Source organism: Herbaspirillum sp. GW821-FHT09A12 (genome assembly GCF_059418325.1).
Window position 1 is genome coordinate 714,264 of record NZ_JBWKPR010000001.1, and the last position, 25,643, is coordinate 739,906.

At 62.4% G+C, this 25,643-nt stretch carries 21 protein-coding genes and 1 tRNA gene; 11 read left to right on the forward strand and 11 right to left on the reverse strand.

All coding sequences use genetic code 11. The features are described from left to right. The first annotated feature begins 184 nt into the window (after positions 1-184). The gene (locus tag AC07N6_RS03235) at positions 185-1,714 is read left to right on the forward strand and encodes an MFS transporter (protein ID WP_494780877.1); all 1,530 of its coding nucleotides are present in this window, start codon (positions 185-187) and stop codon (positions 1,712-1,714) included. A 49-nt stretch (positions 1,715-1,763) separates the two neighbouring features. Here AC07N6_RS03235 and AC07N6_RS03240 read toward each other — a convergent pair whose 3' ends face one another. Then, a complete protein-coding gene (locus AC07N6_RS03240) occupies positions 1,764-2,456 on the reverse strand; it encodes a TetR/AcrR family transcriptional regulator (RefSeq protein WP_494780878.1) in 693 nt (230 codons plus the stop codon). Between the two features lie 210 nt (positions 2,457-2,666). On the opposite strand from AC07N6_RS03240, the gene AC07N6_RS03245 reads away from it, so the two are divergent. From AC07N6_RS03245 to AC07N6_RS03255, 3 genes are read left to right on the forward strand one after another with little or no spacing between them, the layout of a single operon-like run. Next, positions 2,667-3,773 (forward strand): efflux RND transporter periplasmic adaptor subunit, encoded by a 1,107-nt coding sequence (locus tag AC07N6_RS03245; RefSeq protein ID WP_494781272.1) that lies wholly within the window; start codon positions 2,667-2,669, stop codon positions 3,771-3,773. Next, complete coding sequence (locus AC07N6_RS03250; RefSeq protein ID WP_494780879.1) at positions 3,770-6,919, forward strand: efflux RND transporter permease subunit; 3,150 nt, start codon at positions 3,770-3,772, stop codon at positions 6,917-6,919. The genes AC07N6_RS03245 and AC07N6_RS03250 overlap by 4 nt, the downstream gene beginning before the upstream one ends. After that, positions 6,919-8,397, forward strand: a complete 1,479-nt coding sequence (locus AC07N6_RS03255; protein WP_494780880.1) for an efflux transporter outer membrane subunit — start codon at positions 6,919-6,921, stop codon at positions 8,395-8,397. The genes AC07N6_RS03250 and AC07N6_RS03255 overlap by 1 nt, the downstream gene beginning before the upstream one ends. 101 nt (positions 8,398-8,498) lie before the next feature. On the opposite strand, the gene AC07N6_RS03260 is transcribed toward AC07N6_RS03255, so the two are convergent. From AC07N6_RS03260 to AC07N6_RS03280, 5 genes are all read right to left on the reverse strand, one after another. Next, positions 8,499-9,266, reverse strand: a complete 768-nt coding sequence (locus tag AC07N6_RS03260; RefSeq protein ID WP_494780881.1) for a flagellar brake protein — start codon at positions 9,264-9,266, stop codon at positions 8,499-8,501. Positions 9,267-9,741: 475 nt separating this feature from the next. Beyond that, the gene (locus tag AC07N6_RS03265; protein WP_494780882.1) at positions 9,742-10,551 is read right to left on the reverse strand and encodes a carboxymuconolactone decarboxylase family protein; all 810 of its coding nucleotides are present in this window, start codon (positions 10,549-10,551) and stop codon (positions 9,742-9,744) included. After that, complete coding sequence (locus tag AC07N6_RS03270; protein WP_494780883.1) at positions 10,529-11,017, reverse strand: (R)-mandelonitrile lyase; 489 nt, start codon at positions 11,015-11,017, stop codon at positions 10,529-10,531. The genes AC07N6_RS03265 and AC07N6_RS03270 overlap by 23 nt, the downstream gene beginning before the upstream one ends. Before the next feature lie 458 nt (positions 11,018-11,475). Then, complete coding sequence (locus AC07N6_RS03275; RefSeq protein WP_494780884.1) at positions 11,476-12,369, reverse strand: LysR family transcriptional regulator; 894 nt, start codon at positions 12,367-12,369, stop codon at positions 11,476-11,478. 94 nt (positions 12,370-12,463) lie between these two features. Further along, positions 12,464-13,354 carry a LysR family transcriptional regulator gene (locus AC07N6_RS03280; RefSeq protein ID WP_494780885.1) on the reverse strand — a complete coding sequence of 297 codons (891 nt, stop codon included), beginning with the start codon at positions 13,352-13,354 and terminating at the stop codon, positions 12,464-12,466. A 409-nt stretch (positions 13,355-13,763) separates the two neighbouring features. Here AC07N6_RS03280 and AC07N6_RS03285 point away from each other — a divergent pair, with 409 nt between their 5' ends. The 4 genes from AC07N6_RS03285 to AC07N6_RS03300 all read left to right on the forward strand — a co-directional run bounded on the left by AC07N6_RS03285 (position 13,764) and on the right by AC07N6_RS03300 (position 17,276). Further along, the gene (locus AC07N6_RS03285; protein ID WP_494780886.1) at positions 13,764-14,906 is read left to right on the forward strand and encodes an aldo/keto reductase; all 1,143 of its coding nucleotides are present in this window, start codon (positions 13,764-13,766) and stop codon (positions 14,904-14,906) included. A 39-nt stretch (positions 14,907-14,945) separates the two neighbouring features. After that, entirely contained in the window at positions 14,946-15,326 is a 381-nt protein-coding gene (locus AC07N6_RS03290) for a DUF2255 family protein (protein ID WP_494780887.1), read from the forward strand. Between the two features lie 47 nt (positions 15,327-15,373). Next, a complete protein-coding gene (locus tag AC07N6_RS03295) occupies positions 15,374-16,396 on the forward strand; it encodes an alpha/beta hydrolase (RefSeq protein WP_494780888.1) in 1,023 nt (340 codons plus the stop codon). A 115-nt stretch (positions 16,397-16,511) separates the two neighbouring features. Continuing rightward, complete coding sequence (locus tag AC07N6_RS03300; protein WP_494780889.1) at positions 16,512-17,276, forward strand: SDR family NAD(P)-dependent oxidoreductase; 765 nt, start codon at positions 16,512-16,514, stop codon at positions 17,274-17,276. 84 nt (positions 17,277-17,360) lie between these two features. Here AC07N6_RS03300 and AC07N6_RS03305 read toward each other — a convergent pair whose 3' ends face one another. Both AC07N6_RS03305 and AC07N6_RS03310 read right to left on the reverse strand, forming a co-directional pair. After that, entirely contained in the window at positions 17,361-18,356 is a 996-nt protein-coding gene (locus AC07N6_RS03305) for an aldo/keto reductase (protein ID WP_494780890.1), read from the reverse strand. Between the two features lie 91 nt (positions 18,357-18,447). Next, complete coding sequence (locus tag AC07N6_RS03310; protein WP_494780891.1) at positions 18,448-19,047, reverse strand: flavodoxin; 600 nt, start codon at positions 19,045-19,047, stop codon at positions 18,448-18,450. A gap of 178 nt (positions 19,048-19,225) precedes the next feature. On the opposite strand from AC07N6_RS03310, the gene AC07N6_RS03315 reads away from it, so the two are divergent. The 3 genes from AC07N6_RS03315 to AC07N6_RS03325 all read left to right on the forward strand — a co-directional run bounded on the left by AC07N6_RS03315 (position 19,226) and on the right by AC07N6_RS03325 (position 22,430). Further along, on the forward strand, positions 19,226-20,119 hold the full coding sequence (locus AC07N6_RS03315; RefSeq protein WP_494780892.1) for a LysR family transcriptional regulator: 894 nt from the start codon (positions 19,226-19,228) through the stop codon (positions 20,117-20,119). After that, complete coding sequence (locus AC07N6_RS03320) at positions 20,112-21,005, forward strand: LysR family transcriptional regulator (RefSeq protein ID WP_494780893.1); 894 nt, start codon at positions 20,112-20,114, stop codon at positions 21,003-21,005. Before AC07N6_RS03315 ends, AC07N6_RS03320 begins: the two co-directional genes overlap by 8 nt. A gap of 282 nt (positions 21,006-21,287) precedes the next feature. After that, positions 21,288-22,430 (forward strand): alpha/beta hydrolase, encoded by a 1,143-nt coding sequence (locus AC07N6_RS03325; protein WP_494780894.1) that lies wholly within the window; start codon positions 21,288-21,290, stop codon positions 22,428-22,430. A 196-nt stretch (positions 22,431-22,626) separates the two neighbouring features. On the opposite strand, the gene AC07N6_RS03330 is transcribed toward AC07N6_RS03325, so the two are convergent. The 3 genes from AC07N6_RS03330 to mutL all read right to left on the reverse strand — a co-directional run bounded on the left by AC07N6_RS03330 (position 22,627) and on the right by mutL (position 25,628). Beyond that, a tRNA-Met gene (locus AC07N6_RS03330) sits at positions 22,627-22,703 on the reverse strand. 76 nt (positions 22,704-22,779) lie between these two features. After that, positions 22,780-23,733, reverse strand: a complete 954-nt coding sequence (miaA, locus tag AC07N6_RS03335; protein WP_494780895.1) for a tRNA (adenosine(37)-N6)-dimethylallyltransferase MiaA — start codon at positions 23,731-23,733, stop codon at positions 22,780-22,782. Positions 23,734-23,735: 2 nt separating this feature from the next. Further along, positions 23,736-25,628 carry a DNA mismatch repair endonuclease MutL gene (gene mutL, locus AC07N6_RS03340; RefSeq protein WP_494780896.1) on the reverse strand — a complete coding sequence of 631 codons (1,893 nt, stop codon included), beginning with the start codon at positions 25,626-25,628 and terminating at the stop codon, positions 23,736-23,738. Positions 25,629-25,643 lie beyond the last annotated feature (15 nt).

The window sequence follows — 25,643 nt, forward strand, 5'->3', positions numbered from 1 at the left end:
ATGACTGTCTGTCAGATTGATGAATTAATTTCCATTATATTGGGATCGCAAGCCTCTTTATCACGCCATCGATCCTGAATAGAATTCGCTACAAGGACAGGCCTCTCCCATGTCCGGCGCCGCAGGGCGGCCGGCCCGCAAACCATGTGCACTTCGCGTGCATCGCGCTTTTCCCGGAACCTCCATGAGCGATAACCGTCACGCCATCCCCGCCAGGGATGCGCGGCTGATCCTGGCCGCCGTTTGCCTGGCTTGCATCACCTTGCCGCTGAGTTTTTCCGGCGGCGCCATCGCCACGCCGGCCATCGGCCGCGCCTTCGCTGCACAAGGCGCCGATCCGGCCGCGCTGTCGTGGATCACCAATGCCTTCATGCTCAGTTTCGGCAGCCTGCTGATGGCCGCCGGCGCGCTGGCCGACGTGCTTGGGCGCCGGCGCGTGTTCAGCGCGGGCCTGGCGCTCTATGTGCTGGCCTCGCTGGCGCTGTGCGTTGCGCCCTCATTGCTGGCGATCAACCTGCTGCGCGGGGTGCAAGGCGTTGCCGCCGCCGCCACGCTGGCCGCCGGCAGCGCCGCGCTGGCGCAAGTGTTCGAGGGCGCCGCGCGCATCCGCGCATTCAGCCTGCTGGGCACCAGCTTCGGACTCGGCCTGTCGCTGGGGCCGGTGCTGTCCGGCTTGCTGGTGCAGCGCTTCGGCTGGCAGGCGGTGTTCTTGTGCCTGGCCGCGTTCGGCTTGCTGGCGCTGCTGTTCGGGCCGCCGCGCATGCGCGAGTCGCGCGACCCGGGCGCCAGCGGTGTCGACTGGCCCGGCACGCTGAGTTTCTCCGGCGCCCTCGGCGCCTTGACCTTCGCGCTGATTGGTGCACCGGAGCGCGGCTGGTCGCATCCGTTGACGTGCTCCTTGCTGATCGCCAGCGTGCTGCTGCTGGCAATCTTTATCGCCGTCGAACTGCGCGCGCGCCGGCCGATGCTCGATCTCACGCTGTTCGCCAATGCGCGCTTTGTCGGTGTGCAATTGCTGCCGGTAGGCACCTGCTATGGCTTCGTGGTGCTGTTGATCATGCTGCCGCTGCGCTTCATCGGCATCGACGGCATGGACGAATGGCACGCCGGGCTGCTGATGCTGGCGCTGTCCGCGCCGATGCTGTTGCTGCCTTCATTGGCTGCGCGCCTGTCGCGGCGTGTCGCGCCGGGCCGCCTGTCGGCCGCCGGTTTGCTGGTGGCCGCCGCCGGCCTGTGCTGGCTGGCGCAATGCGGGCCGGGCGTTCCGCGCTGGGAATTGCTGGCGGCGTTGCTGGTGATCGGCGTCGGCACCGGCTTGCCCTGGGGGCTGATGGATGGCCTGTCGGTCAGCGTGGTGCCCAAGGAACGCGCCGGCATGGCGTCCGGCATCTTCAGCACCTCGCGCGTGGCGGGTGAAGGCGTGGCGCTGGCCGTGGTTTCGGCGATGCTGGTGGCGCTGCTGCAGTGGACGCTGCCGGCCGGAACCGATGCGCTGGCGGCGCAGTACCTGGGGCGCGGCGATCTGGCGCACGCATGGTCGGCGGCGCCGCAGTTGCGGGCCGCCGATTTGCTGGAGGCTTATGCGCATGCCTTCGCCTTGCTGTCGTATTGCCTGGCCGGGATCACCGTGGCCTGCGCGATCCTGACCGTGATGCTCTTGCGCGAAGAGCAGCCGCATGGTCATCCGGTCATTGCGGGAAAAGCCGCGGAGTAGGGCGTGAGGGGCTTGCTGTCCGTTGGGGAAGGGGAAGCGCAACCGCGTGTCAGCCAGCCTTTTTCTTTTTCGCCGCCGCTTTGCGCGCCGGCGTTGTCTTTTGTCGTTGCGGTTGTGGTTGCAGTGCGGCCGGGGCCGCAATCGAAGCCTTCAGGAACCACGACAAGACCGATTCGGCCGTTTTGGCGTCCACCATGTCCGGTGCGCAGCGATGCGAAAAGCTCACGCCTTCGCACAAGGCCATCAGGCCGATGGCGATCTCGCGCGGCGGCGCTGCCGGCGGGGTGCCGGTCAGCCTGGAAAACATTTCGACGAATTCGGCGATCTGGCGATAGCGCTCTTCCAGGAAGCCGTTGAATTCGGTACGGAATTTCTCGTCGCGCAAGGCGACGATGCGCGCTTCCATCCATAGCAGGCTGCATTTGTCTCCCTGGTACAACTGGGAGTAATGGGCTGCAACTTCTTCCTTCAGGGCCAGCGGATCGTCGGTCGGGCCGCCCAGCATGCGCAGGAACTCGCGGTCGATGCCTTCGCCTTCGCGGCGCAGCAGTTCGAAGAACAGCTGGGTCTTGTCGTCGAAGTTGGAATAGAAGGCGCCGCGCGAATAACCGGCCGCGGCGCTGATGTCTTCCACGCTGGACAGCGGGAATCCCTTTTGCATGAAAACCGCGTGCGCGGCGTCCAGCAGCCTTTCCCTGGTCTGCTCCCGGCTTTGCTCGCGGCTGAGTCGTTGGCGTGTCATGGGAGAAATTTTAACATCGATGAATCCAAATACAATATTGCATTTGAATTCGTATATGAATTAGAATGCCGGAAATCCGAAGCGCTCGCCTTCGGGGATTCGGAGCGCGCGGCGGTCCGGACATCTAGCTTCCATGAAAGGATCGTCGTGAAGATTGCTCTCCATTCCCGCCATTTTCGCCTGCGCAGCTTGCCTGCGCGCGTTGCCGGCGTGCGGCGCCTGGCGCCTTCCGGGTTGGCGCTGTCGCTCGCATTGGCTCTGGGGGCTTGCAGCAAGCCGGCGCCGGTGGCTGAAGCGCCGCGCGAAGTCGTGGTCTTGCCGGCCCAGCAGCGTAACGGTGAACAAGTGTTGCACCTGCCGGCCGAAGTGCAGGCGCGCTTCGTCACGGCGATGTCCTTCCGGGTGGCCGGCCAGTTGGTGGAGCGCCGCGTGCATCTGGGCGATGCGGTGCGCAAGGGGCAGGTGGTCGCGCGCCTGGATCCGGCCGATGCCGAGCACAACGCCGCCAGCGCGCGGGCCGACCTGGCCTCGGCGCGCCAGCATCTGGATGCGGCGGAAAAGCAACTCAAGCGCGATACCGAGCAGGCGCGCGAGAACCTGATCAGCGCGCAACAGCTGGAGCAAAGCCAGGATGCCCATGCGGCGGCGCTGGCCCAGCTCAAGGCGGCCCAGGCGCGCGCGGCGGTGGCCGGCAACCAGCGCGACTACACCGCCCTGGTAGCGGAACACGATGGCGTCATCAGCGCCGAGCAGGCCAATACCGGCGATGTGCTATCGGCCGGCCAGCCGGTGTTTTCGCTGGCCTGGTCCGGCGCGGTGGACGTGATCACCGATGTGGCGGATAAGCAGGTCACGCGCATCCATCCGGGCACGCCGGCTACCGTCACCCTGTCGGCCTTGCCGGGCCGCAGCTTCAGCGGCCGCGTGCGAGAAGTGAGCCCGGCGGCGGATCCGCAAAGCCGCACCTACCGCGTCAAGGTCACCTTGGAACAAGCTGACGCGGCCCTGCGGCTGGGAATGATCGGTGAAGTCGCCATCGCACCGGGTGGCGGCGAACGACCGGCGGCGCCGGTCATGGTGCTGCCGGCCACGGCGCTGTTCCACCAGGGCGACAAGCCGGCGGTGTGGGTCGTCGGCGGCGACGGCAAGCTGGAGTTGCGCGCGGTGACGGTCGCCGCCTATGGCGAGCGCAGCATCTCGCTGGCGCAAGGCGTGGGCGCCGATGACAAGGTCGTGGTGCAGGGCGTGCATACGCTGACCGCCGGCGAAAAGGTCAAGCCCATCGCGCCGTTGCATGCCGAGGATTTCGCACTATGAGCGCGCCCGGATCCAACCGTTTCAACCTCTCTTCCTGGACCCTGCAGCACCAGGCGCTGGTGACCTTCATCCTGGCGCTGGTGACGCTGCTGGGCGTCGGCTCCTACACCAGGCTGTCGCAGTCGGAAGACCCGCCGTTCACCTTCAAGGTGATGGTGATCCAGACCGACTGGCCGGGCGCCACCGCGCGCCAGGTGCAGGAGCAGATCACCGACCGCATCGCGCGCAAGCTGCAGGAAACGCCGGACGTGGATTTCCTGCGCAGCTACTCGCGCCCGGGCCAGTCGCAGCTGTTCTTCACCATCAAGGACACGGCGCCCGCGGCGCAGGTGCCCAAGACCTGGTACCAGGTGCGCAAGAAGGTCGGCGACATCGCCGCCACCTTGCCGCAGGGCGTGCGCGGGCCTTACTTCAACGACGAGTTCGGCGACGTCTATACCAACATCTACGCGCTCGAAGGCGACGGCTTCACGCCGGCGCAACTGCGCGACTATGCCGACCAGCTGCGCGGCGAGCTGCTGCGCGTGCCCGGAGTGGGCAAGATCGACTATTTCGGCGACCGCAACCAGCACATCTACATCGACATCGGCAACGCCAAGATGACGCGCCTGGGCATCAGCCCGCAGCAGTTGGCCGACGCCATCGGCGGCCAGAACGCGGTGGTGCCGGGCGGCCTGGTGACCACCGGCGACGACCGCGTGTATGTGCGGCCCACCGGCCAGTTCGAAGATGTCAGCGCGATCGAAAACAAGATCGTCAACATCAACAACCGCAACTTCCGCCTGGGCGACATCGCCACCATCCGGCGCGGCTATGACGAGCCGCAGGAGCAGGAAATGCGCTCCAACGGCAAGCCGGTGCTGGGCATTGGCGTGACCATGCAACCCGGCGGCGATGTGATTCGCCTGGGCCGTGCGCTCGATGCGCGCACGGAGGAGTTGCGCAAGCGGCTGCCTGCCGGGCTGGCGCTGACGGCGGTGTCCAGCATGCCGCACGCGGTGGAGAAATCGGTGGACGACTTCCTCGAAGCCGTGGCCGAGGCGGTCGCCATCGTGCTGGTGGTCAGCCTGGTGTCGCTGGGCATCCGTACCGGCATGGTGGTGGTGATCTCGATCCCGATCGTGCTGGCGGTTACCGCCTTGTTCATGGACATGTTCGACATCGGCCTGCACAAGGTTTCGCTGGGCACGCTGGTGCTGGCGCTGGGCCTGCTGGTGGACGACGCCATCATCGCCGTGGAGATGATGGCGGTGAAGCTGGAGCAGGGCTGGAACCGCCGCCGCGCGGCCGCCTTCGCCTATACCAGCACCGCCTTCCCGATGCTGACCGGCACGCTGGTGACGGTATCGGGCTTCCTGCCGATCGCACTGGCCAAGTCGGGCACCGGCGAGTACACCCGCTCGATCTTCGAAGTCTCGGCCATCGCCCTGCTGCTGTCCTGGCTGGCGGCGGTGGTGCTGATCCCGCTGCTGGGCTACCACATGCTCAAGGAGAAACCCGGCGCGCTCACCGACGAGCAGATCGCCGCCAATCCGCATGCCGGCCATGACGAGGAAGACCACGACCATCCGATCTACCAGACCAGGATCTACACCCGCCTGCGCAAGATGGTGGCCTGGTGCGTGGCCCATCGCGGCCGCGTGGTGCTGGCCACGACCTTGCTGTTCCTGGGTTCGCTGGCGGCCTTCGGCCTGGTGCCGCAGCAGTTCTTCCCCAGCTCGGACCGTCCCGAATTGCTGATCGACCTGCGCCTGCCGGAGCGCGCTTCCTTCGAGGCCACCCAGCGCGAGGCGCAGCGCATGGAGGCGGTGCTCAAGGGCCGTCCGCAGATCGACCATGTGGTCAGCTTCGTCGGCACCGGCGCGCCGCGCTTCTACCTGCCGCTGGACCAGCAACTGCCCAGCGCCAACTTCGCGCAATTCGTGGTCACGGCCAAATCGGTGGAGGATCGCGAGGCCCTGGCCCGCGCGCTGGAAGAGCCGTTGCGCACCCAGTTCAGCGGCCTGCGCACGCGCCTGACGCGGCTGGAGAACGGCCCGCCGGTCGGTTTCCCGGTGCAGTTCCGCGTCAGCGGCGAGCAGATCCCCAAGGTGCGCGCCATCGCCGAGCAGGTGGCGGCCGAGATCCGCAAGGAGAGCCGCGCCACCAATGTGCAGTTCGACTGGGATGAACCGGCCCAGCGCTCGGTGTCGTTCGAGGTGGACCAGAAGCGCGCCGGCGAACTGGGGCTGACCTCGCAGCAGATTTCCAACTTCCTGGCCATGCAGCTGTCCGGCTATACCGTGACCCAGTACCGCGAGCGCGACAAGCTGATCAGTGTCGACCTGCGCGCGCCGCGCAACGAACGCGTCGATCCTGCGCGCCTGTCCACGTTGTCGATGCCGACCGCCAACGGCCCGGTGCCGCTGGCTGCGCTCGGCCAGTTCCGCAATACGCTGGAATACGGCGTGATCTGGGAACGCGACCGCCAGCCCACCATTACCGTGCTGGCCGACGTGCGCGCCGGCGTGCAGGGCATCGACGTCACCAACGCGGTCAACGGGAAGCTCAATGCGCTGCGCGCCGAACTGCCGGTGGGCTACCGCATCGAGGTCGGCGGCCCGGTCGAGGAAAACGCCAAGGCGCAGTCCTCGATCTCGGCGCAGATGCCGCTGATGGTGATCGCCGTGCTGCTGTTGCTGATGGTGCAGCTGCAAAGCTTCGGCCGCACCATGATGGTGGTGCTGACCGCGCCGCTGGGCCTGATCGGGGTGGTGGGCGCGCTGCTGCTGTTTCGCCAGCCGTTCGGTTTCGTCGCCATGCTGGGCACCATCGCCATGCTGGGCATCATCATGCGCAACTCGGTGATCCTGGTGGACCAGATCGAGCAGGACATCGCCGCCGGCCGCGGCCGTTTCGACGCCATCGTCGGCGCCACCGTGCGCCGCTTCCGCCCCATCACGCTGACCGCGGCGGCGGCGGTGCTGGCGCTGATCCCGCTGTTGCGCAGCAACTTCTTCGGCCCGATGGCCACCGCCCTGATGGGCGGCATCACCATCGCCACCGTGCTGACCCTGTTCTACCTGCCGGCCTTGTATGCGCTGTGCTACCGGGTCAAGCCCAATGAAACCCACCACGGCGACGCGGCAACGCAAGGGAGCCACTGATGCGTACTCATGAAATGTTCAAGCCGCAGCGGCTGACCCTGCTGGCGATGCTGGCCTTGTCGGCGCTATCGGGTTGCGCCCTGGGCCCGAGCGGCGATGCGCCGGCCATGCCGCAGCCCGACCATTACGCGGTGGAAGCCACGCCGGACGCCATCGGCCCCGACGGCGCCCGCCAGCAATTCGTGCTGGGCCAGCGCGCCGTGCCGCAATGGTGGCAGGCCTATGCCTCGCCCGAACTGTCGGCCTGGGTGGATGAGGCCTTGCAGCACAACCATTCGCTGGCGCAGGCCGAGCGCAGCCTGGCCGGCGCCAAGGAGCAGCTGCGCGCGCAGATCAACGAATCGCTGTGGCCCACCATCGACGCGGTCGGACAAGCCACCCGCCAGCGCGCGCTGGGCCTGCCCACCATGGGGCCGCCGACCAACCTGTACAACGTCTTTGCAGGCGAGATCAACGCCAGCTATACCTTCGACCTGTTCGGCGTGGAGCGCTACGCCAACTCGGCGCTGGCGGCCCAGGTCGATGCCCAGTCCTATCAGTTCGATGCGGCGCGCCGCACGCTGGCGGCCAACGTGGTGATCGCCGCCATCAATGCGGCCTCATTGCGGGCGCAGGTCGTGCAGACCGAACGCCTGGCGGCGCTGGCCGACACCGATGCGCAAGAGTTGCAGCGGCGCGCGGCGATCGGCGCGGTGGCGGCCGACGATGTGCTGGCGGCCCAGGCCAATGCGCAGTCGCTGCGCGCCAGCCTGCCGGGATTGACATCGCAATGGCAGGCCACGCGGCATGCGCTGGCGGTGCTGATGGGGCGTACGCCTGACGCCGCGCCGGCCGACCTCGATATCGCCGCCTTGCGCCTGCCCGAGCGTGTGCCGCTGTCGGTGCCGTCGGACCTGCTGCGCCAGCGCCCCGACATCCTGGCGGCCGATGCCGCATTGAAGGTCGCGGCGGCGCAGGAAGCGCTGGCCACGGCCGAGATGTTCCCTAGCCTGTCGATCAATGCCTCGTTCGGACAATCCGGCTTCAGCTGGCCCAAGGCCACCGGCGCCGCGGGCGCGGTGTGGGGCATCGGCGCCTCCATCACGCAACCGATCTTCCACGGCGGCGCCCTGCGCGCACGCCGGCGCGCCGCGCAGGAGGCCTATCTGGCATCGCAAGACAATTACCGGCAGGCGGTATTGAACGCTTTCCAGAACGTGGCCGACAGCCTGGTGGCGCTGACCCATGACGCCGACGCGCTGCAGGCGGCATCGGCCGCGCGCGGCCACAGCGAGCAGACCTGGCGCAATGCGCAAAGGAGAATGGCGCTGGGGGCAGTCCCACCCAGCGCCGCGCGCGCCGGCGAGCGCCAATACCTCAACGCACGCCTTGGCGAGATCCGCGCCACGGCGACGCGACTGGCCGATACGGCCACCTTGTTCCAGGCGATGGGGGTAAGCATCGATGCCGCGGCGGAGACTGCGCAGGAAAAGCGCTAGGCCAAGACGATGGCAGTCTTGGGTGGGTGCAGGGACAGGCGGAAAGGGCAGGAAAGGGACGTGCCGGAAAATAGAAAGGCATCGCGATGCCGCGCTACGCTCTATTTGGCGGCATCGTCCTTGATTTTTATTTTTTGGGCATTTTGTTCGCGTTCCAATTGCAAGATGAATTTTTGAATGGAAGCCAGGGCGGCGCGCGGGGTCTCCACGAATTCGCAGCCAAAATGGTGGAGATGGCTTGCGTTGGGCTGCTCTTCTTTTTTGAGCGACCGGACTTTGAGCCTGACGGGGACGGTCGTGGCCATGCCCAATTCCAGGTGGCAATCGTCGTAAACGGTATTTACCTGCAATGGAACCGAGGCGCTTTTGTCGGTAATGCCAATGCCTCCCGCGCTGATATTGCTGATCGCAACCCAGACCAGATTGAATTTCCCGTCGGGCGAGGTGAAGCGGATCTTGCAGCGCAAGGACGAGGTCGATGGCACGGCGATGCGGAAAAATTCGCGCCGCTGTATGCGCATCAACTGATCGGGTATATCAAGCTTCAGCGCCAAAAACTGCTCGTGGGATTCAGTGTGGCGAACCTGCTTGGCGGAAAACTTGATCAAGGCGTTGCGCGGGTTGGCGGCAAAAACCACGTCGCAGCTTTCCACGATCGCTTTATTCAGGCTGGGGGTCGGCGCCGCCTTGATGAACATGACGTCCTCTTCCATGCGCAAGATGGAAGTCGCAATCGCCTCTTCCATATCCTTGAGCCGGATGGACAGCTCGAGATTCTCTTTCATCATTGTGCTCAAGAGCCCAATGATTTCCCTCTTGGAAGACACTTGATATCCTGCGTCTTCTGATTCGAGCGCATTATTGTTCATTTGCAAGCCCCCTCACGAGCCTATTCAAGGAAGAATCAGGTGATGCCGTTGCCATGCGCCACGGCAAACAGGCGCAGAAAACGACGCCATAGAATAGCACCAGGATTTCCGTGCAGCAATCGAAAATCGGGCCTGCAGGCCAGTCGGGATGGGGATTCTTGCCATTTCAGGCGGCGCTTGCAAGGCAGGCCGTCCGGCATGTGTCCTGGCGGCTGTTTTGCTGTGCGGCGTCGCTGTCCAACATGTCGCCAAGCGCGAGCGCGGGCACACGCTCCGCCAATGGGTGCAAGTGATCCGATACCTGCGCAAGCAAGCCGTTGGTGGCAGAAATCGGCGATCGAGGTTTGGATGTTGAATTTTGGAAACTATTGGTTTTTTCACCAGGCCTGAGTGGGCTGTCCAGGCCAGTTCCCCATGAATCATCCCCACCTTGGTGCTCGCTCAACTCCTCCATTTCGTACTGCCCCGTTTCACCTCATCTTGCTGCGGACACAGAGGCCAAATGGCGTTCCAGCGCCTCGTGCGTTCGATGCGCATTGTCCGCATCGACGCGCTCTGCCAGTACTGTGGACAGTTGGCGCAATTGACCGGCGGTAAGCCCCACGTTCATGCTGATGCGGATGTGCGATTGCAATTGCGACTCGGCGCCTGGCAGCGCCGACAACATACCTACCGTTGCCAATTCGCGACTTTGCCAGTCAAGGTTGTTACGTTCGAAGATGTCGCCGAACAAGTGCGTCTTGAGGTATTCGTCGATGGCCGGAGCGAAATCGAATAGCGGTCCTTTGACCGGAGCGCCAGCCAACTTGGTCTGGTTGGCCGTGCCCGCAGCCAGGAGCGCATCGCCCTTGGGGATAGCGTGGCTGGGCGGCGCGCCCGGGACGTCCCGGATGCCACGTTGTTCGCGCGCCTCCAGCACCTTCATCAACTCGCCCAATGCATTCAGGCTACGGGGAAAACCTGCGTAGGCATACAGTTGCACTAGGATTTCCTTGGCGTCGCTTACCGTCAACCCGGCGTCCAGGCCTTGGTTCAGCGCGATGCCCAATTTCGCCATATCGCCGGCGGCTGCGAAAGCCGCGATCGGTACGATGGCCTGTTGGCGCTCGCTCAGGATTTCAGAAGCGTTGGACATTGCGTTTGATGTTCCGGTCATTTGCTGAGGCTCGCCGGGATTCGACGCCGCCTGGCTTGGAGCGGCTGCCAACCCCAAGCTCAAGGCGGAAAGTAGCGTTCCGAGCAGGCGATATTTCGTATTTTGCTTAATGTGCGTTGTATTGTTCATCGCTTACTTTCTCCATCCAGGTGACATTCTTGCCATCAACCATCGCGGTGACTGCCAGATGGGTCATGCCGGTCGTGGCTGCCGCACCATGCCAATGTTTGACGCCAGGTGGGCACCAAATCACATCCCCCGGGCGAATAACCTGAATGGGTTTTCCCCATTCCTGGGTCAACCCCACGCCCGACGTCACGATCAGTTGCTGGCCCGCGGGATGGGTATGCCATGCTGAGCGCGCGCCAGGCTCGAAGGTCACCATGCCGCCAGAGGCGTTGATGTTTTTGTCGGCTGGCCAAAGCGGATCCACACGTACGCGGCCAGTGAAATAATCTCCCGGGCCGGCGGCCGAGGGTTGCGACCCTGCGCGCGCAATCTTCTGGGCCGGCGTATCGGTTGGAGGTTCAGCCGCGACGGCCAGGGCGCCCTGCAGGGTGGCAGCGCACAGCAAGAGCTTGAAACGTGTACTCATGGAAATCCTTTTTGTTGGAGGACGGCTTGTTAAAATCTGCGGGCTCGGGCGGGTTGCGCTCGAGTTGCATGACGGATCCTTTCAGGCGTTGTATGCGACATGGGCTGTCCGTAACGACATTGCGATCCTTTCCGCGAGCCAACGAGAAGCCGGGGAACACTTTCTCCCCGGAGCAGGAAATTTCCGTTGACATGTCGATGCGAGCGGCATCGTTGGCGTGGATGAAATCCCGGAAAGTCGCTGGAATGCGCAAGCATGCGCATTCCGTCGCCGCGAAGGGATTTCATTTATTGTGCAGGACTCATTTCAGCAATAGGTCTCTCACGTCTATTGATGAAATGGATCCTGGGTATTGCTGAGAATATAGCCAGCTGGATCTGCCGTGAATAGACGCCAGAATTTGCATGGACTTATAGAATCTGCTCATGAGTCGCCAGCCATCCGCCCCGGCAATAAAGCTAAGGCAAGTGGCGCAGCGCCTCGATGACGATGGATAAGGCCGGCGATGACAGGCGCTTGCTGGCATAAAAGATGTGAAGCCCGGGGAATGTAGGGCACCAGTCATGCAGCACCGGTTGAAGCCGACCGGCCTCGATGTGGGAACGCACCAATTCTTCAGGGACGTAGGCCAGGCCGAATCCGGCCAGTGCGGCGTCAATGACCGGATAGATGCAGTTGAACGTCCAGGGGCCGCCCACCCGCACTTGCAGGTTCTGTTTTCCCTTTTTCAGCTCCCAGGCGTACACGCCTCCCCGAAGCGAGAATCGCATGTTGATGCAGGCGTGGCGCGTCAATTCCGCTGGGGTCTTTGGTGCGGGATTGCGCGCGAGATAGGCAGGAGTGCCGACGATTGCCATGCGGATTTCGGGCGAGATCTGTACTGCCGCCATGTCTTTGGCAACCTGGTCGCCAAAGCGAACGCCGGCGTCATAGCGCTCTGCAACAATATCGGTCAGTCCGGAATCGACGGCGATTTCTATTTTGACGTCAGGATATTGCGGCTGGAGCCGGGATAACTTGGGCCACAGTACCGTCTTCGTGGCGAAATCGGATGCAGTGATGCGTACGGTTCCGGCCGGCTTGTCGCGCAGTTCTTCGAACGAAGCCAGCTCTGAGGCAATGATATCGAAGCGCGGCGCCACGCTTTGAATCAGGTGTTCACCCGCCTCGGTTGGCGATACGCTGCGGGTAGTGCGGGTCAGGAGACGCAATCCAAGCCGCGCTTCCAAGCCACGAATGGTGTGGCTCAATGCCGATTGCGATACACCGAGTTGCGCGGCGGCGCGAGTAAAACTGCGTTCGCGCGCAACTGCCAGAAAGGCCAGGATGTCGCGAAAATTCTCTCCAGACATATATTCTTGCTCCGGCGATCAGATTTTTTCATGCGCTCGGCGAGGCCTGCCACCACCGTCAGCGCGTCCTGTTTTTTGACGATCTTGGCGGCCATCATTTGTGCCGCAAAGCGTCAACGACCAGAGCCATCGCACGCGACTGCTGGCGACGGTTCGGGTAGTAGAGATGAAAGCCCGACCATACCGGGCACCATTCCTCGAGAACGGATATCAGTTGGCCTTTGGCGACGCCGGACCGCACCATGTCTTCTGGCAGATAGGCCAGTCCGAATCCTGCCTTGGCGGCCTCGAAGATATCGTAGGCATTATTGAAGACGACCGATCCTTCGACCCGTGCGCTGAAAGTGCGCTTTCCTTTGACGAATTCCCACTCGTAGAGTCCGCCATACGTCGATGTTCGCAGATTGATGCACTGGTGTTGAGTCAGATCACGCGGCGATATCGGCCGACGCCGCCCGGCGAAATACGATCTCGACCCAACCACCATATTGCGCACGTCGGGGCCTATTCTCACCGAGATCATGTCCTGGGCCAGCTCTTGCCCGAATCGAACACCGGCGTCGTAGCCGCGCGCCGCAATGTCGACGCTCTCATATTCATTGATCAGTTCCACCTTGATGTCGGGATATTGCGGAAGTAATTTCGCCAGTTTGGGCCACAAGAGGCTCCGGATTGCGTAATCGATGGCGGTGATTCGAATGGTTCCCTTGGGGGTGTCGCGAAAATCCCCCAGCGCTTCAATGTCCGCTTCGATGCCGTCGAACTCGGGCGCCAGCCGGTCAAGCAGCCGCTGGCCGGCCTCAGTGGGAGAAACGTTGCGGGTGCTGCGCATGAGAAGGCGAACGCCCATCCGTGCTTCCAGTTCCCGGACGGTATAACTCAGCGCAGGTTGGGTTATCTGCAGCTTGGCTGCGGCGCGCGTGAAACTACGCTCCCGCGCCACGGCAATGAAAGCAAGCAAATCACTGAAGTTGTCACGCGCCATTGATGAATTTCCGTTATAAGACTTTCTGAATTCTACTTGCACCATCCAGCTGCGAAGCGTTCCGAGGAAGAAGTTCGGCCGGGGTTGTATTTCATTCGAACGTATCTGGCGCCTATTGAGGAAACAAGTTCTGGGCTGGGCTATTGCCATTGCCGCTTCGGTCCGATTTCATTCCCTGCATCTTATATTAATGAGTCAATTTTATAAGAGCATACGAATTCATCCGTCTAGTTAATTTGCGGGACGCGCCCTAGACTGCGGGCATGATACGACGACTGGCCGTTATGTCGGCGACACGGGCGTCTCGTCGCAGGGGGCCAGGGCCTATGAATTTAATTTGCATCTCGCAAGTTAAATGTTAACAGGCCCTAGGGCGCTGCGGTTCTTCAAACAAGACGGAGTTGATCTGATGAGTGAACAATTGACTTCCGGCCGCCGTGATTGGTTGAAAGCCGGCGCCGGTATCGGCGTACTGGCTTATGCTTCCGCCGCGGCGGCGCAGCAAGCCAACCCCTCCCCGCAGGGAGGCGAATCGGATCACCCCATCATCACGCAGCATCGGTCACTAGGATCGGGTAAGGCCAGCATGGAAGTGTCTGCATTGGGCTTCGGGGTGATGGGAATGAACTACAACCGCGGGCCGCATCCGGACCGGAAAGCCATGATCGCGTTACTGCGCCAAGCGGCGGAATGCGGCGTTACGCTTTTCGATACCGCCCAGGTCTATGGTCCGCTGATCAATGAAGAGCTGGCCGGCGAAGCGCTCTATCCCTATCGGAACAGGGTGTGCGTCACGACAAAATTTGGCCACCGTATCGTTGACGGGAAGTATATGGAGGGAGAGCTGGACAGTCGTCCGGAAACCATACGCAGAGTCGCGGAGGAATCGTTGCGGCGCTTGCGGGTGGATGCCATTGATCTTTTCTATCAACACCGTGCGGATCCGGCCGTGCCAATCGAGGAAGTTGCTGGCGCTGTCGGAGAACTGATTCGGCAAGGCAAGGTGAGGCGCTTCGGCTTGTGCGAAGTCGGCGCCCAGATCATTCGTCGTGCACATGCGGTGCAGTCTGTGACCGCAGTTCAAAGCGAATATCACTTGATGTGGCGAGAGCAGGAGAGGGAGGTCTTTCCTGTGTTGGCGGAACTGGGTATCGGATTTGTTCCATACAGTCCGATCAATCGCGGTTTTCTGGGTGGTTCGATCAACGAATATACCCGCTTCGATGCCGCAAACGATAACCGCGCCACCTTGCCGCGGTTTACGCCCGAGGCTATCAGGGCGAACCTGGCTATCGTGGCCAAGCTCGATGCTTTCGGCAAGACCAGAGGATATACGTCCGCCCAAGTGGCGCTGGCGTGGCTGATGGCGAAGGCGCCATGGATAGTGCCGATTCCCGGCACCACCAAGCGTGCGCATCTGGATGAAAACCTCCGATCGGCCAGCTTGGCGCTGAGCCCGGATGAAGTCTACGAGCTGGAAGGCGCCATATCGGAAATCCGGGTTGTGGGAGAGCGTTATCCGGCATCGCAGCAGAAGCAGGTTCAGGGTTAATGCCGCCAACGATCAAGCGCAACTGAGAAAGGAATTGGTATGGCATGGAGCAAGGATGAACTACGAAGGATCGTCGAGGCAGATGACTTGAAAATCTCGCCGCTGCGGGAAGATGGCGTGACGTATGGAACCCCAACGTGGATATGGTGTGTTGCCGTGGATGGGGATCTCTATGTACGCGCTTACAACGGCAAGAATTCCCGTTGGCATAAGGCTGCGGTGCGGGAGAAATCTGGCCGTATCATCGCCGCCGGCGTTCTCAGGGAGGTTCTTTTCGAACCTGGCGCGGGTACTGTCAACGACCGCGTCGATGACGCATACAGGGCGAAATATGGCGGTAGCCGGTATCTGAGCGCCATGGTCTGCGAACGCACGCGCTGCGCGACCGTGAAGATTGTCCCGGCTGTCCAGGGGACATGAAAAGCGCATCCCCAATTCATGCCAGATTTGTTGGAAGGAAAACCGTAATGTCCCAGTTGAGAAAATCGTTGCTCTCGGCAACGATATCGCTTTTCCTGACCCCGTCTGTATTTGCCGTCGGGCCATTCACTGTAGCGGAGGGAGTGAATGTAGTTGGCTCCCAAAAAGTCACGTTCGGCAACGGCGTCATCAGGATGGCCGGCAACCTTTATTTTCCGCCGAACTATGACGGTACCCGGAAGTACCCCGCGATCGTCGTCGCTCACCCGTGGGGCGGAGTAAAGGAGCAGACTGCCGGCTTGTATGCCCAGCAGTTGGCTCGCAAGGGCTTCGTTACGCTGGCGTTTGACGCCTCCCATTACGGCGAGAGCGGCGGCGAACCGCGCGATCTGGAGGCGCCGGCAGACCGGGTGCAGGATATTCGAAGCGCAGTAGGGTACTTGCGCAGCCTGCCGCAGGTTGATGCGAACCGCCTCGGCGCCCTCGGCTTGTGCGCTGGCGGCGGCTATACGCTGCACGAAGCGCAGACCGATCTGCGCGTCAAGGCGGTGGCGGGGGTGGCGGCCTATGATATCGGTGACGCCACGCGTACCGGCATTCAAGGCGCGCCCGTATCCGCGGAGGATCGGGAAAAGCTGCTCAATGGCGTGGCCGTGCAGCTTGACAAGGAGGCGGCCGGCGCGCCGGTTCTCGTGCAGCCGCTGCTGCCGCCTCGCAGCGACGTGAATGCAGATACGCCAAACTTCGTGCGCGAAGCAACCGAGTACTATCTGACTCCGCGCGGAGCGCATCCCAATGCCCGGAACCGCTTCGTGGTCACCAGTCCCGGCTTGCATATCGCGTACTACCCGCTGGAGCACATGGAGCTGGTGTCGCCGCGTCCGGTGCTGCTCATCGCAGGCGGGCGCGCCGAGACGCTCAAGTTCAGCCAGGTTGCCTATGCCAAGGCGGGCCAACCCAAGGAGCTGCTGGTCATTCCCGACGCTTCGCACTTTGACCTCTATGACAAGCCGCAGTACGTAACGCCGGCCGTTGAAAAGCTGGCCGAATTCTTCGGAAAGTATCTGTAACACGAGCGGCGTTGTCCGCACACCTTTACCTGTCTCCCAACTTGCAAGTTCTGTGTCGGCTCCACCCAGCGGGCGGATGCCGCGCCGGACTTCGACCAATATAGGAATGAACATCATGAAACAAGCTTTTGAAAATCAGGTGGCACTCGTCACCGGTGCGGCATCCGGTATCGGCCTGGCTACCGCACAGGCCTTCGCAAAGGCAGGCGCCGCCGTCGCGATAGCGGACGTGAACGGTGCAGGCGCACGCGCTGTGGCACAAGCGCTGGCGGATGAGGGCTACCGGGCAATCGGCATCGGGTGCAATGTCGCCGACCTGGAACAGGTCGAGGCGATGGTGGCCGAGACCGTGTCCACCTTCGGGCGTCTCGATGTGGCCTTCAACAATGCCGGCGTCCAGAACATCCTCGCGGAAACTGCCGATGCTACGGTGGACGATTTCGATCGGGTAACTTCTGTCAATCTCCGTGGCGTGTGGGCCTGCATGAAGTTTGAGTTGCTGCAGATGCGCAAGCAGGGCAATGGCGCCATCGTCAATTGCTCTTCGCTTGGCGGCCTGGTGGGCGGCGCCGAACGCGGCACCTACCATTCGGCCAAGCATGGTGTGCTCGGTCTGACCAAGAGCGCTGCGCTTGAATACGCCGCACGCAATATCCGTGTCAACGCCGTATGTCCGGGATTGATCTGGACGCCGATGGTTGATCAAATGGTCGCGTCAGGCCAGGGTGAAGCACTGGCTGGAATGACAAAAATGATCCCGATGGCGCGCCATGGTCGCCCGGAAGAGATCGCGGATGCGGTCTTGTGGCTGTGTAGCGCCTCTTCGAGTTATGTTACCGGGCAATCCATTTCGGTAGACGGTGGATTTATCATGCGCTGACCGCTCAACGTGAGTGAACGCATCTAAAGCTAGGTTATTGTCCCTGCGGATCCGGCCATGAAATCGTCGGTCACGTGGCCTGCGTTACAGGCCGGTCATCTTCAGGACGGCTTCCGGCAGACGCGCCCCTTGCACCTGGATCGCCGCAGTGGCCGTATTGAGCGCGGCGATATCGGCCGCATCAAGTTTGACCTCTGCGGCCTTCATGTTTTCTTCGAGTCGGCTCAACTTGGTCGTGCCGGGGATGGGAACGATCCAATCCTTCTGTGCCAGCAGCCATCCCAGCGCGACTTGTGACGGCGTGATGCCAGCTTTGACAGCCAATGCCTTGACCACATCCACCAAGGCCAGATTGGCTTTGATCGCGTCGGGCGCAAAGCGCGGCACATGGGCGCGGAAATCGCTCGCTTCGAATTTGGTGTTTGCGGTAATGCTGCCGGTAAGGAAGCCTGCGCCCAGCGGACTAAAGGGAACGAAACCAATGCCGAGTTCTTCGAGCGCCGGCAAGAGTTCGGTTTCCGGCTCGCGCCAGAACAGCGAATATTCGCTTTGGACGGCCGTGACAGCTTGCACGGCGTGGGCGCGCCGGATCGTCTGGACACTGGCTTCGGACAAACCGAAGTGCTTGACCTTGCCGGCATCGATCAGATCCTTGACTGCGCCCGCGACGTCCTCGATCGGCACCGACGGGTCGACACGGTGTTGGTAGAACAGGTCGATCCGGTCAGTGCGCAGGCGCTTGAGGGCGGCATCGGCAACAGCTTTGATATGCTCGGGACGGCTATTGGCGCCGCCGCTGCGTGCGCCGGTTTCCAGGTCGATGTCGAATCCGAACTTGGTGGCGATGACCACGTGGTCGCGGATGGGTTGCAAGGCTTCGCCCACCAGGTCTTCGTTGGCAAACGGCCCATAGGCTTCCGCCGTATCGAACAGGGTAATGCCGCGATCATGGGCATCCCGGATCAGGGCGAGCATGTCTTGTCGGCTGGCGCCGGAACCATAGACGCCAGTCATGCCCATGCAGCCGAGGCCCAGGGCCGATACTTCCAACCCGCTTTTTCCGAGTATGCGCTTGTTCATATAAAACCTCCGTCAGATTGTGATGAAGGCTGAACTCATCCGAACATTCAGCCGGGCGGCGCCATGCCGCCAAAAATGTAATGCCAGGCAGTCAGCCGATGGCATCGCTTGCCTTGAGCCATCCGAGCACTTGATTCATGGTTCGGCGCTCCTGGTTGGCCTCCATCGAGAAGCCCTTTGCCAGGCGCGTCTTGGGGGCGTACTTCCGGAGCACCTCCATGCTGTTGCCCAGGCCATACCCGCCATGCGTGATCACGGGGACAAGCTGCTTTCCCGCCAGATCATGGGTGGCAAGAAAAGAGCGAACGACCGGAGGCGCGGTCTCTCCCCAAACGGGAAAGGCCAGATAGATCGTGTCGAATTGGCTGATGTCGCTGATTTGAGCGGCTAGTTTGGGTTCTGTATTCCGGTCCCGTTCTCGCGTTGCCTGCGCGACGGTTTCCAGATAATCATCGGGATAAGGTGTCGCCGGGGTGATTTCGGCAATGCGCGCGCCGAGGGTGCGTTGAATCAGGCCGGCGATCACTCTGGTACTCCCGGAGCGGGAAAAATAGACCACCAGCGTGCGCGCCGGCGTGGGACTGACGCCGGAATTCGCCGCGGCCAATGACTTCTCGGCCATCACCGGCATTGTGAGGCCGCTCAAGGCCATCATGAGTGTTCTGCGCTTCGATTGGTTCATTGTTGCCATTGACGAAAATCTCCTCGATTGCCCATGCCAAGCCTCGCCCCCAAGGATTGCCTTGCTTGTCCTGCGGGGAATGCGGCCTGGAGGGGCGTTGCTGCTGCCGACAATCGCAACTATAGTCGGCGCCGCTTATCGCTACTAGATAGTAGAATCGGCAAATACTTTTGATTTTTATTCATATATGCATCGAGAGACCTACAGTGATCTGCTGGCATTTGTTGCGGTTGCGCAAGAGTGCAGTTTTACCCGGGCCGCGGCGCGGATCGGCGTTTCCCAGTCGGCGCTGAGCCACACCATTCGTTCTCTCGAGGCGAAGATGGGCGTGCGCCTTTTGACCCGCACGACGCGCAGCGTGTCGCCAACCGAAGCGGGTGAGCGTCTGCTGCGCAACGTCGCCCCGCGTTTTGATGAGATCCAGGAACAGATTGCCCGGATCACCGAAATGCGCGACTCGCCGTCAGGCACGGTACGCATATCCGCCTCCGAAAATGCGGCCGATGCGGTACTGTGGCCGAAACTGGAAAAACTCCTTCCGCAATTCCCTGAATTAAAGGTGGAAGTGAGCGTCGAGAATCGCCGCTCGGATATCGTCGCCGAGCGCTTCGACCTGGGTGTGCGCCTGGGAAATGAAGTGGCCAACGGTATGCTCGCGGTGCCCATCAGCGCGGGCATGCAAGTCGCCGTCGTTGGCGCTCCGGCTTATCTGCGGAAATCAGGCACGCCCCGCCGGCCGCACGAGTTGGCGCAACATCAATGCATCAATCTGCGCATGATGACCTATGGCGACATCTACTCCTGGGAATTCAGGAAGGGTAGGCAAGATCTGGAAGTCCGGGTGGAGGGGCAACTTACTTTCAACAACACGCGCCAGATCCTGCGGGCGGCGCTGGCGGGCTTCGGGCTTGCCTACGTGCCGCTGGCAATGGCCAAGGCACATGTCGCCAAGGGGAAATTGGCCGTTATCCTGGAAGACTGGAGCCCGGTTTTTTCCGGCTATCACCTTTACTATCCGGAACGCATGCGGCTGACTCGCGCCATGGAGGTGGTCATCGAGGGGCTTCGTCATCATGGCTAAAGACAATCTCAACGACATCCTGGCGTTCGTCAGCGTGGTGCGGGAAGGGAGCTTTACCCGTGCTGCGGCCAAATTCGGGATATCCCCGTCGGCACTCAGCCACGCGATCAGCGGCCTTGAAGAACGCTTGAGGACGCCCTTGCTGGTGCGCACCACGCGCAAGCTTGCAATGACAGAGATCGGTGAACGGCTGTATCAGACCGTCGCTCCCCAGTTCGAGGAAATCGACGCCGAGATTCGCGCCATCAGCGAGATGCACGACCGGCCAAGCGGTATGGTGCGTATTTCGACAGCCGAACACGCCGCCAACAGCGTGCTTTGGCCGAAACTATCCGAGGTCATGCACCAGTGGCCCGACATGACGGTAGAGGTCACGGTCGACTATACGCTGTCGGATATCGTCTCTCAGCGCTATGACGCCGGCGTACGGCTCGGCAACCAGGTGGCCAAGGATATGATTGCCGTGCGTATCGGTCCGGACATGCGTATTGCAGTGGTGGCGGCGCCAGGGTATTTCTCCAAGCGCAAAAAGCCGGTGGTGCCACAAGATCTCACGCAACATCAATGCCTCAATTTGCGCCTGCCTACCCACGGCGGCCTGCTGCCCTGGGATTTTGAAAAGAACGGGCAGGAGATCAAGGCGCAAGTTCAAGGGCCCTGGATCTTCAACAGCAGCACGCCGATCGTGCGTGCCGCCCTGGCCGGCTACGGGCTTGCCTTTGTGCCCGAGGACATGGTGCTGGGCCATATTCGCGATGGCCGCCTGGTCAGGGTATTGAATGACTGGTGCCAGCCCTATCCCGGTTACCACCTCTACTATCCGAGCCGCCGCCAGAATTCGAAAGCGCTTCAAATCGTTATCGAGGCATTGCGTTATAAGTCGTGACGACGAAGCCGGTCGCCTGTGCAAGCAGGCTTATGAAAATAATTCAAGAGTCTATGCGGAATAATGATCTTAATGGACGCCGCTACTCTCCGTAGAATCCAGCACATCATGAGAACAGTCGCTCCCCGCTGAACCCGGCGTCGCAGCGGCCGGTGTCCCATTCGGACCGGTACGTCAGAAATCGGCCTCCATCATTCTCGCCAATCCCTTCTTGCGTCATCGATGCCGTTTTATCCGGCAGAGGCGTTTTCGCGTCCCGAATTTTCAGGAGGTATCAATCACATGAAGCACAGGCAATATAAAAGGCGGCTCCCTGGCGGCAATGATCTCAAGCGTGTCCTTCTCGTCGGATGCATGGCGCTGGCAGGTACGGCGGCAGCCTGGGGGCAGACTTCAAGCGCGCCATTGCTTATCCAGGCGCAAGGCAGCTTCGCTGTTGGCGGCAGGGTAGTTGCCGCGCCGGGGGAGTTTGATGCATTCAAGCCGATGGATCCGGCCGGGCAAACGATTCATGGCGACCATTTGTATGCCTTCTACCAGGTTCCGGTCCAGGCTCGACAACTCCCGATCGTCATGTGGCACGGCGCCGGACAGTTTTCGAAAACCTGGGAAACCACCGCAGACGGGCGCGAGGGATTCCAAAACATCTTCCTGCGCCGTCGATTTTCAACCTACGTGATAGACCAGCCTCGGCGGGGAAACGCCGGGCGAAGCCTGGTGGAAGCGACACTCAAACCGACTCCGGATGAACAGCTCTGGTTCAATCAATTCCGGATCGGGATGTGGCCCGGATTCTTCCCGGGGGTGCAGTTCGCTCAGGATCAGGAAACGCTCAATCAGTTTTTCCGGGCGATGACCCCCAATACCGGGCCGTTCGATATGGATGTCGTCTCTGACGGTGTTTCTGCGCTGGTATCCAAGATCGGCCCTTCCATTTTATTTACCCATTCTCAAGCCGGTGGCCCCGGTTGGCTGGCCGTCATCAAAAACAAGGATGTGAAGGCGGTTGTGGCCTTTGAGCCGGGCAGCAGTTTCATTTTCCCGGAAGGCGAGGCGCCGGCGCCGATACCCAGTGCATTCGATACGGTGCGGGCAATGTCGCTGCCCATGGAGCAGTTCATGGCCTTGACCAGGATTCCGATCCTGGTTCTTTACGGGGACAACATCCCTGAGAAACCCGTAGCGGCACCTGCGCAAGACAGCTGGAGGGCGCGCTTGCAGATGGCGCGCCAATGGCGGGAAGTCGTGAACAAGCATGGCGGCTCGGTGCGGCTCATCCATTTGCCGGATATCGGTATTCGCGGCAACACCCACTTCATCTTTTCGGATTTGAACAACATGCAGATCGCCGATCTGGTGTCGGCTTACCTGCACGAGAACGCGCTGGACCTTGAGGGTGAGGGGATCCGGTCGGCGATGCGCTGAGCGAGAAGGCCGGCGAGGATATATTGCCGATGCTGTGTACGTAGATGCAAGACGGCCCGGTGACGATCCCTGCCGGCGTTCCTTGGCGCGCAAGCATGTCGTCTCGTTGATCTTTGGCAAGAAAAGCAAAAAAGCCGCCCAAACACGGGGTTTGGGCGGCTTTCCGGATTCTACTGGACATCTTCGAATCAGTGTCTGGTGGTGATAGGTGGACTTGAACCACCGACCCCAGCATTATGAGTGCTGTGCTCTAACCAACTGAGCTATATCACCAGAAGCAAGCCCGACACTATAGAAGTATTGCGGAAGGCTGTCAATAGGGTAGCCATTTTTTGTGATGGATGCCCGTTCAGCTTGTCAGGCGGGCTGCCAGCGCCTGTTCCACCTGATCCAATACCTTTTCAGTGGCATCGGGGGCATTGCAATCGACCGTGATGCGCTCCGGCATGGAGCGCAGCCAGGTCAGTTGACGCTTGGCCAACTGGCGGGTGGCGGCGATGCCTTTTTCGCGCATGGTGTCGTAATCGATGAGGCCGTCCAGGTATTCCCAAGCCTGGCGGTAGCCGACGCAGCGTATCGACGGCAGGCCCAGGTGCAGGTCGCCGCGCGCGCGCAGGGCATTGACTTCGTCCAGCAGGCCGCCGCCGCTGAGCATCTGGTCGAAACGCAGGGCGATGCGCCGGTGCAGCACGGAGCGGTCGGAAGGCTCCAGCGCCAGCGGCAGCAGATCGAAGGGCAGCGGTTCCGGTTCTTTCTGCGACAGCAGCGATGACATCGGTTGGCCGGTCAGCAGCGTGATTTCGAGGGCCCGCTGGATGCGCTGGCTGTCGTTGGGCTTGAGGCGTTCGGCCGTGACCGGGTCCAGCGCGGCCAATCTGGCGTGCATGGCCGGCATGCCTGCGCGGGCGGCTTCCTCGTCCAGTTGGGCGCGCAGCGCGGGATCTGCCTGCGGCAGTTCGTCCAGGCCGTCGCGCAGCACCTTGAAGTACAGCATGGTGCCGCCCACCAGCAGCGGCAGCTTGCCGCGCGCGGCGATCTCGCCGGTCAGGCGCAGCGCATCCTGGCGGAATTGCATGGCCGAATAGGCGTCGGCCGGGTCGATGATGTCGATCAGGTGATGCGGCGCCTCGGCCTGTTCCTGCGGGCTGGGCTTGGCGGTGCCGATATCCATGCCGCGATAGACCAGCGCGGAATCGACGGAAATGATTTCGCAGGGGATACGGCGGGCGATTTCCAGCGCCGCCGCGGTCTTGCCGGAGGCGGTCGGCCCCATGATGGCCACGGCCAGGGGACGTGCTGCCATCCTTATTGTCCGCGCAGGAACAGCTTGTCCAGGTCGGACAGGGCCATCTGGCTCCAGGTCGGCCGGCCGTGGTTGCACTGGTCGGCGCGTTCGGTGGCTTCCATCTGGCGCAGCAGGGCATTCATTTCGGGAATGGTCAGGCTGCGGTTGGCGCGCACGGCGGTGTGGCAGGCCAGCGTGCCGAGCAGTTCGTTGCGGCGCTCCAGCAGCACGCGCGAACCGCCGTATTCGCGCACGTCGCGCAGCACGTCGCGCGCCAGCGTCTGGGCATCGGCGTTCTTGAGCAGCGCCGGCACCGCGCGCACGGCCAGCGTGGTGGGCGACATCACGGCGATGTCGAAGCCCAGCGCCGAGAGCGTTGCTTGGTGTTCCTCGGCGGTGCCGACCTCGACCGCGTCGGCGTAGAAGGTGACCGGGATCAGCAGCGGCTGGACGAACATCTCGTTGCCGTCCAGCGCGTTCTTCAATTGTTCGTACAGGATGCGTTCGTGGGCGGCGTGCATGTCCACCACCACCAGGCCGGCGCTGTTTTGCGCCAGCACATAGATGCCGTGCAATTGCGCCAGCGCGAAACCGAGCGGAAAGTCGCCGGCCGGCAGGTCTTGCGGCGCTTGGGCGCGGGCATCGCCCTGGCTTGGCTGCTGCGACGCAGCGGCGTCGCCGCGGAACATGGCGCCATAGGCTTCCGAATTCTGGCGCACGCCGAAACCGCCGCCGCCGAACGAAAAAGGTTTGGCCGGCTCGGCGGCGAACTGGCTGGCGAACGAGCCTTGCTGCTGTTCGCGCATCCATGGCAGCGGCGCGCCGGCGGCCGGTTGCTGCAGTTGCGGGGGCGGCGCGTTGCCGAAGGAGGTGGCCGAGGTCTGCGCCAGCGCGCGGCTGACGGCATGGAACACGAACTGGTGCACGCTGCGGCTGTCGCGGAAGCGCACCTCGATCTTGGACGGGTGGACGTTGACGTCGACCAGCGCCGGGTCGAGATCCAGCGACAGCGCATAGGACGGATAGCGGTCGCCGTGCAGCACGTCCTGATAGGCCGCGCGCACCGCGTGGGTCAACAGCTTGTCGCGCACGAAGCGGCCGTTGACATAGAAATACTGGCTATCGGCGCGCGCCTTGGAGGCGGTCGGCAAGCCGACGAAACCGTGCAGGCGCAGCGGGCCGGCGGCCTCGTCCAGCGGCAGGCGGGCGTTGGCGAATTCGTCGCCGAGGATGTGGGCGCTGCGCTTGGCGAATTCGCCGACGTTCCAGTGGTCGACGGTCTTGCCGTTGTGCGAGAGCGAAAAACTGACATCCGGCCGGGCCAGCGCGATGCGGCGCACGACTTCGGCGCAATGGCCGTATTCGGTCTGTTCCGACTTGAGGAACTTGCGGCGTGCCGGCGTGTTGAAGTACAGGTCCTGCACGTCGATGGTGGTGCCCTGGGCGCCTGAGGCCGGCGCCACGGCGCCGTGCTGCGAGCCGGTGATTTCCCAGGCATGGGCGGCGTCGGCGGTGCGGGTGGTGACGGTCAGTTGCGCCACCGAGGCGATCGAGGCCAGCGCCTCGCCGCGAAATCCCAGCGTGCCGACGTTTTCCAGGTCGGTCAGCGAGGCGATCTTGGAGGTGGCATGGCGCGCCAGCGCCAGCGGCAACTGCTCGGGCGGGATGCCGCGGCCGTTGTCGGTGATGGCGATGCGTTTGACGCCGCCTTGCTCCAGGCGCACCGCGATTTGCGTCGCGCCTGCGTCCAGCGCGTTTTCCAGCAACTCCTTGACCACCGCCGACGGGCGTTCGATCACTTCGCCGGCGGCGATTTGCGAGATCAACTGGTCCGGCAGGGCCAGGATGGGACGATAGGCCGGCTGGCGCTGGGGTGGGGGCGTTGCGGAGGAAGAGGAAAGCGGTGCGTTCATGGCGCGATTATACCG

What these genes read in the sequence shown, in the direction of transcription:
- AC07N6_RS03295 (WP_494780888.1), top strand. Translation starts at nt 15,374, where the DNA reads ATGTCCCAGTTGAGAAAATCGTTGCTCTCGGCAACGATATCGCTTTTC.
- AC07N6_RS03310 (WP_494780891.1), bottom strand. Translation starts at nt 19,047, where the DNA reads ATGGCAACAATGAACCAATCGAAGCGCAGAACACTCATGATGGCCTTG.
- AC07N6_RS03260 (WP_494780881.1), bottom strand. Translation starts at nt 9,266, where the DNA reads ATGAACAATAATGCGCTCGAATCAGAAGACGCAGGATATCAAGTGTCT.
- AC07N6_RS03280 (WP_494780885.1), bottom strand. Translation starts at nt 13,354, where the DNA reads ATGGCGCGTGACAACTTCAGTGATTTGCTTGCTTTCATTGCCGTGGCG.
- AC07N6_RS03250 (WP_494780879.1), top strand. Translation starts at nt 3,770, where the DNA reads ATGAGCGCGCCCGGATCCAACCGTTTCAACCTCTCTTCCTGGACCCTG.
- AC07N6_RS03270 (WP_494780883.1), bottom strand. Translation starts at nt 11,017, where the DNA reads ATGAGTACACGTTTCAAGCTCTTGCTGTGCGCTGCCACCCTGCAGGGC.
- AC07N6_RS03285 (WP_494780886.1), top strand. Translation starts at nt 13,764, where the DNA reads ATGAGTGAACAATTGACTTCCGGCCGCCGTGATTGGTTGAAAGCCGGC.
- miaA (WP_494780895.1), bottom strand. Translation starts at nt 23,733, where the DNA reads ATGGCAGCACGTCCCCTGGCCGTGGCCATCATGGGGCCGACCGCCTCC.
- AC07N6_RS03315 (WP_494780892.1), top strand. Translation starts at nt 19,226, where the DNA reads ATGCATCGAGAGACCTACAGTGATCTGCTGGCATTTGTTGCGGTTGCG.
- AC07N6_RS03320 (WP_494780893.1), top strand. Translation starts at nt 20,112, where the DNA reads ATGGCTAAAGACAATCTCAACGACATCCTGGCGTTCGTCAGCGTGGTG.
- AC07N6_RS03290 (WP_494780887.1), top strand. Translation starts at nt 14,946, where the DNA reads ATGGCATGGAGCAAGGATGAACTACGAAGGATCGTCGAGGCAGATGAC.
- AC07N6_RS03325 (WP_494780894.1), top strand. Translation starts at nt 21,288, where the DNA reads ATGAAGCACAGGCAATATAAAAGGCGGCTCCCTGGCGGCAATGATCTC.
- AC07N6_RS03275 (WP_494780884.1), bottom strand. Translation starts at nt 12,369, where the DNA reads ATGTCTGGAGAGAATTTTCGCGACATCCTGGCCTTTCTGGCAGTTGCG.
- AC07N6_RS03265 (WP_494780882.1), bottom strand. Translation starts at nt 10,551, where the DNA reads ATGAACAATACAACGCACATTAAGCAAAATACGAAATATCGCCTGCTC.
- mutL (WP_494780896.1), bottom strand. Translation starts at nt 25,628, where the DNA reads ATGAACGCACCGCTTTCCTCTTCCTCCGCAACGCCCCCACCCCAGCGC.
- AC07N6_RS03235 (WP_494780877.1), top strand. Translation starts at nt 185, where the DNA reads ATGAGCGATAACCGTCACGCCATCCCCGCCAGGGATGCGCGGCTGATC.
- AC07N6_RS03300 (WP_494780889.1), top strand. Translation starts at nt 16,512, where the DNA reads ATGAAACAAGCTTTTGAAAATCAGGTGGCACTCGTCACCGGTGCGGCA.
- AC07N6_RS03240 (WP_494780878.1), bottom strand. Translation starts at nt 2,456, where the DNA reads ATGACACGCCAACGACTCAGCCGCGAGCAAAGCCGGGAGCAGACCAGG.
- AC07N6_RS03305 (WP_494780890.1), bottom strand. Translation starts at nt 18,356, where the DNA reads ATGAACAAGCGCATACTCGGAAAAAGCGGGTTGGAAGTATCGGCCCTG.
- AC07N6_RS03255 (WP_494780880.1), top strand. Translation starts at nt 6,919, where the DNA reads ATGCGTACTCATGAAATGTTCAAGCCGCAGCGGCTGACCCTGCTGGCG.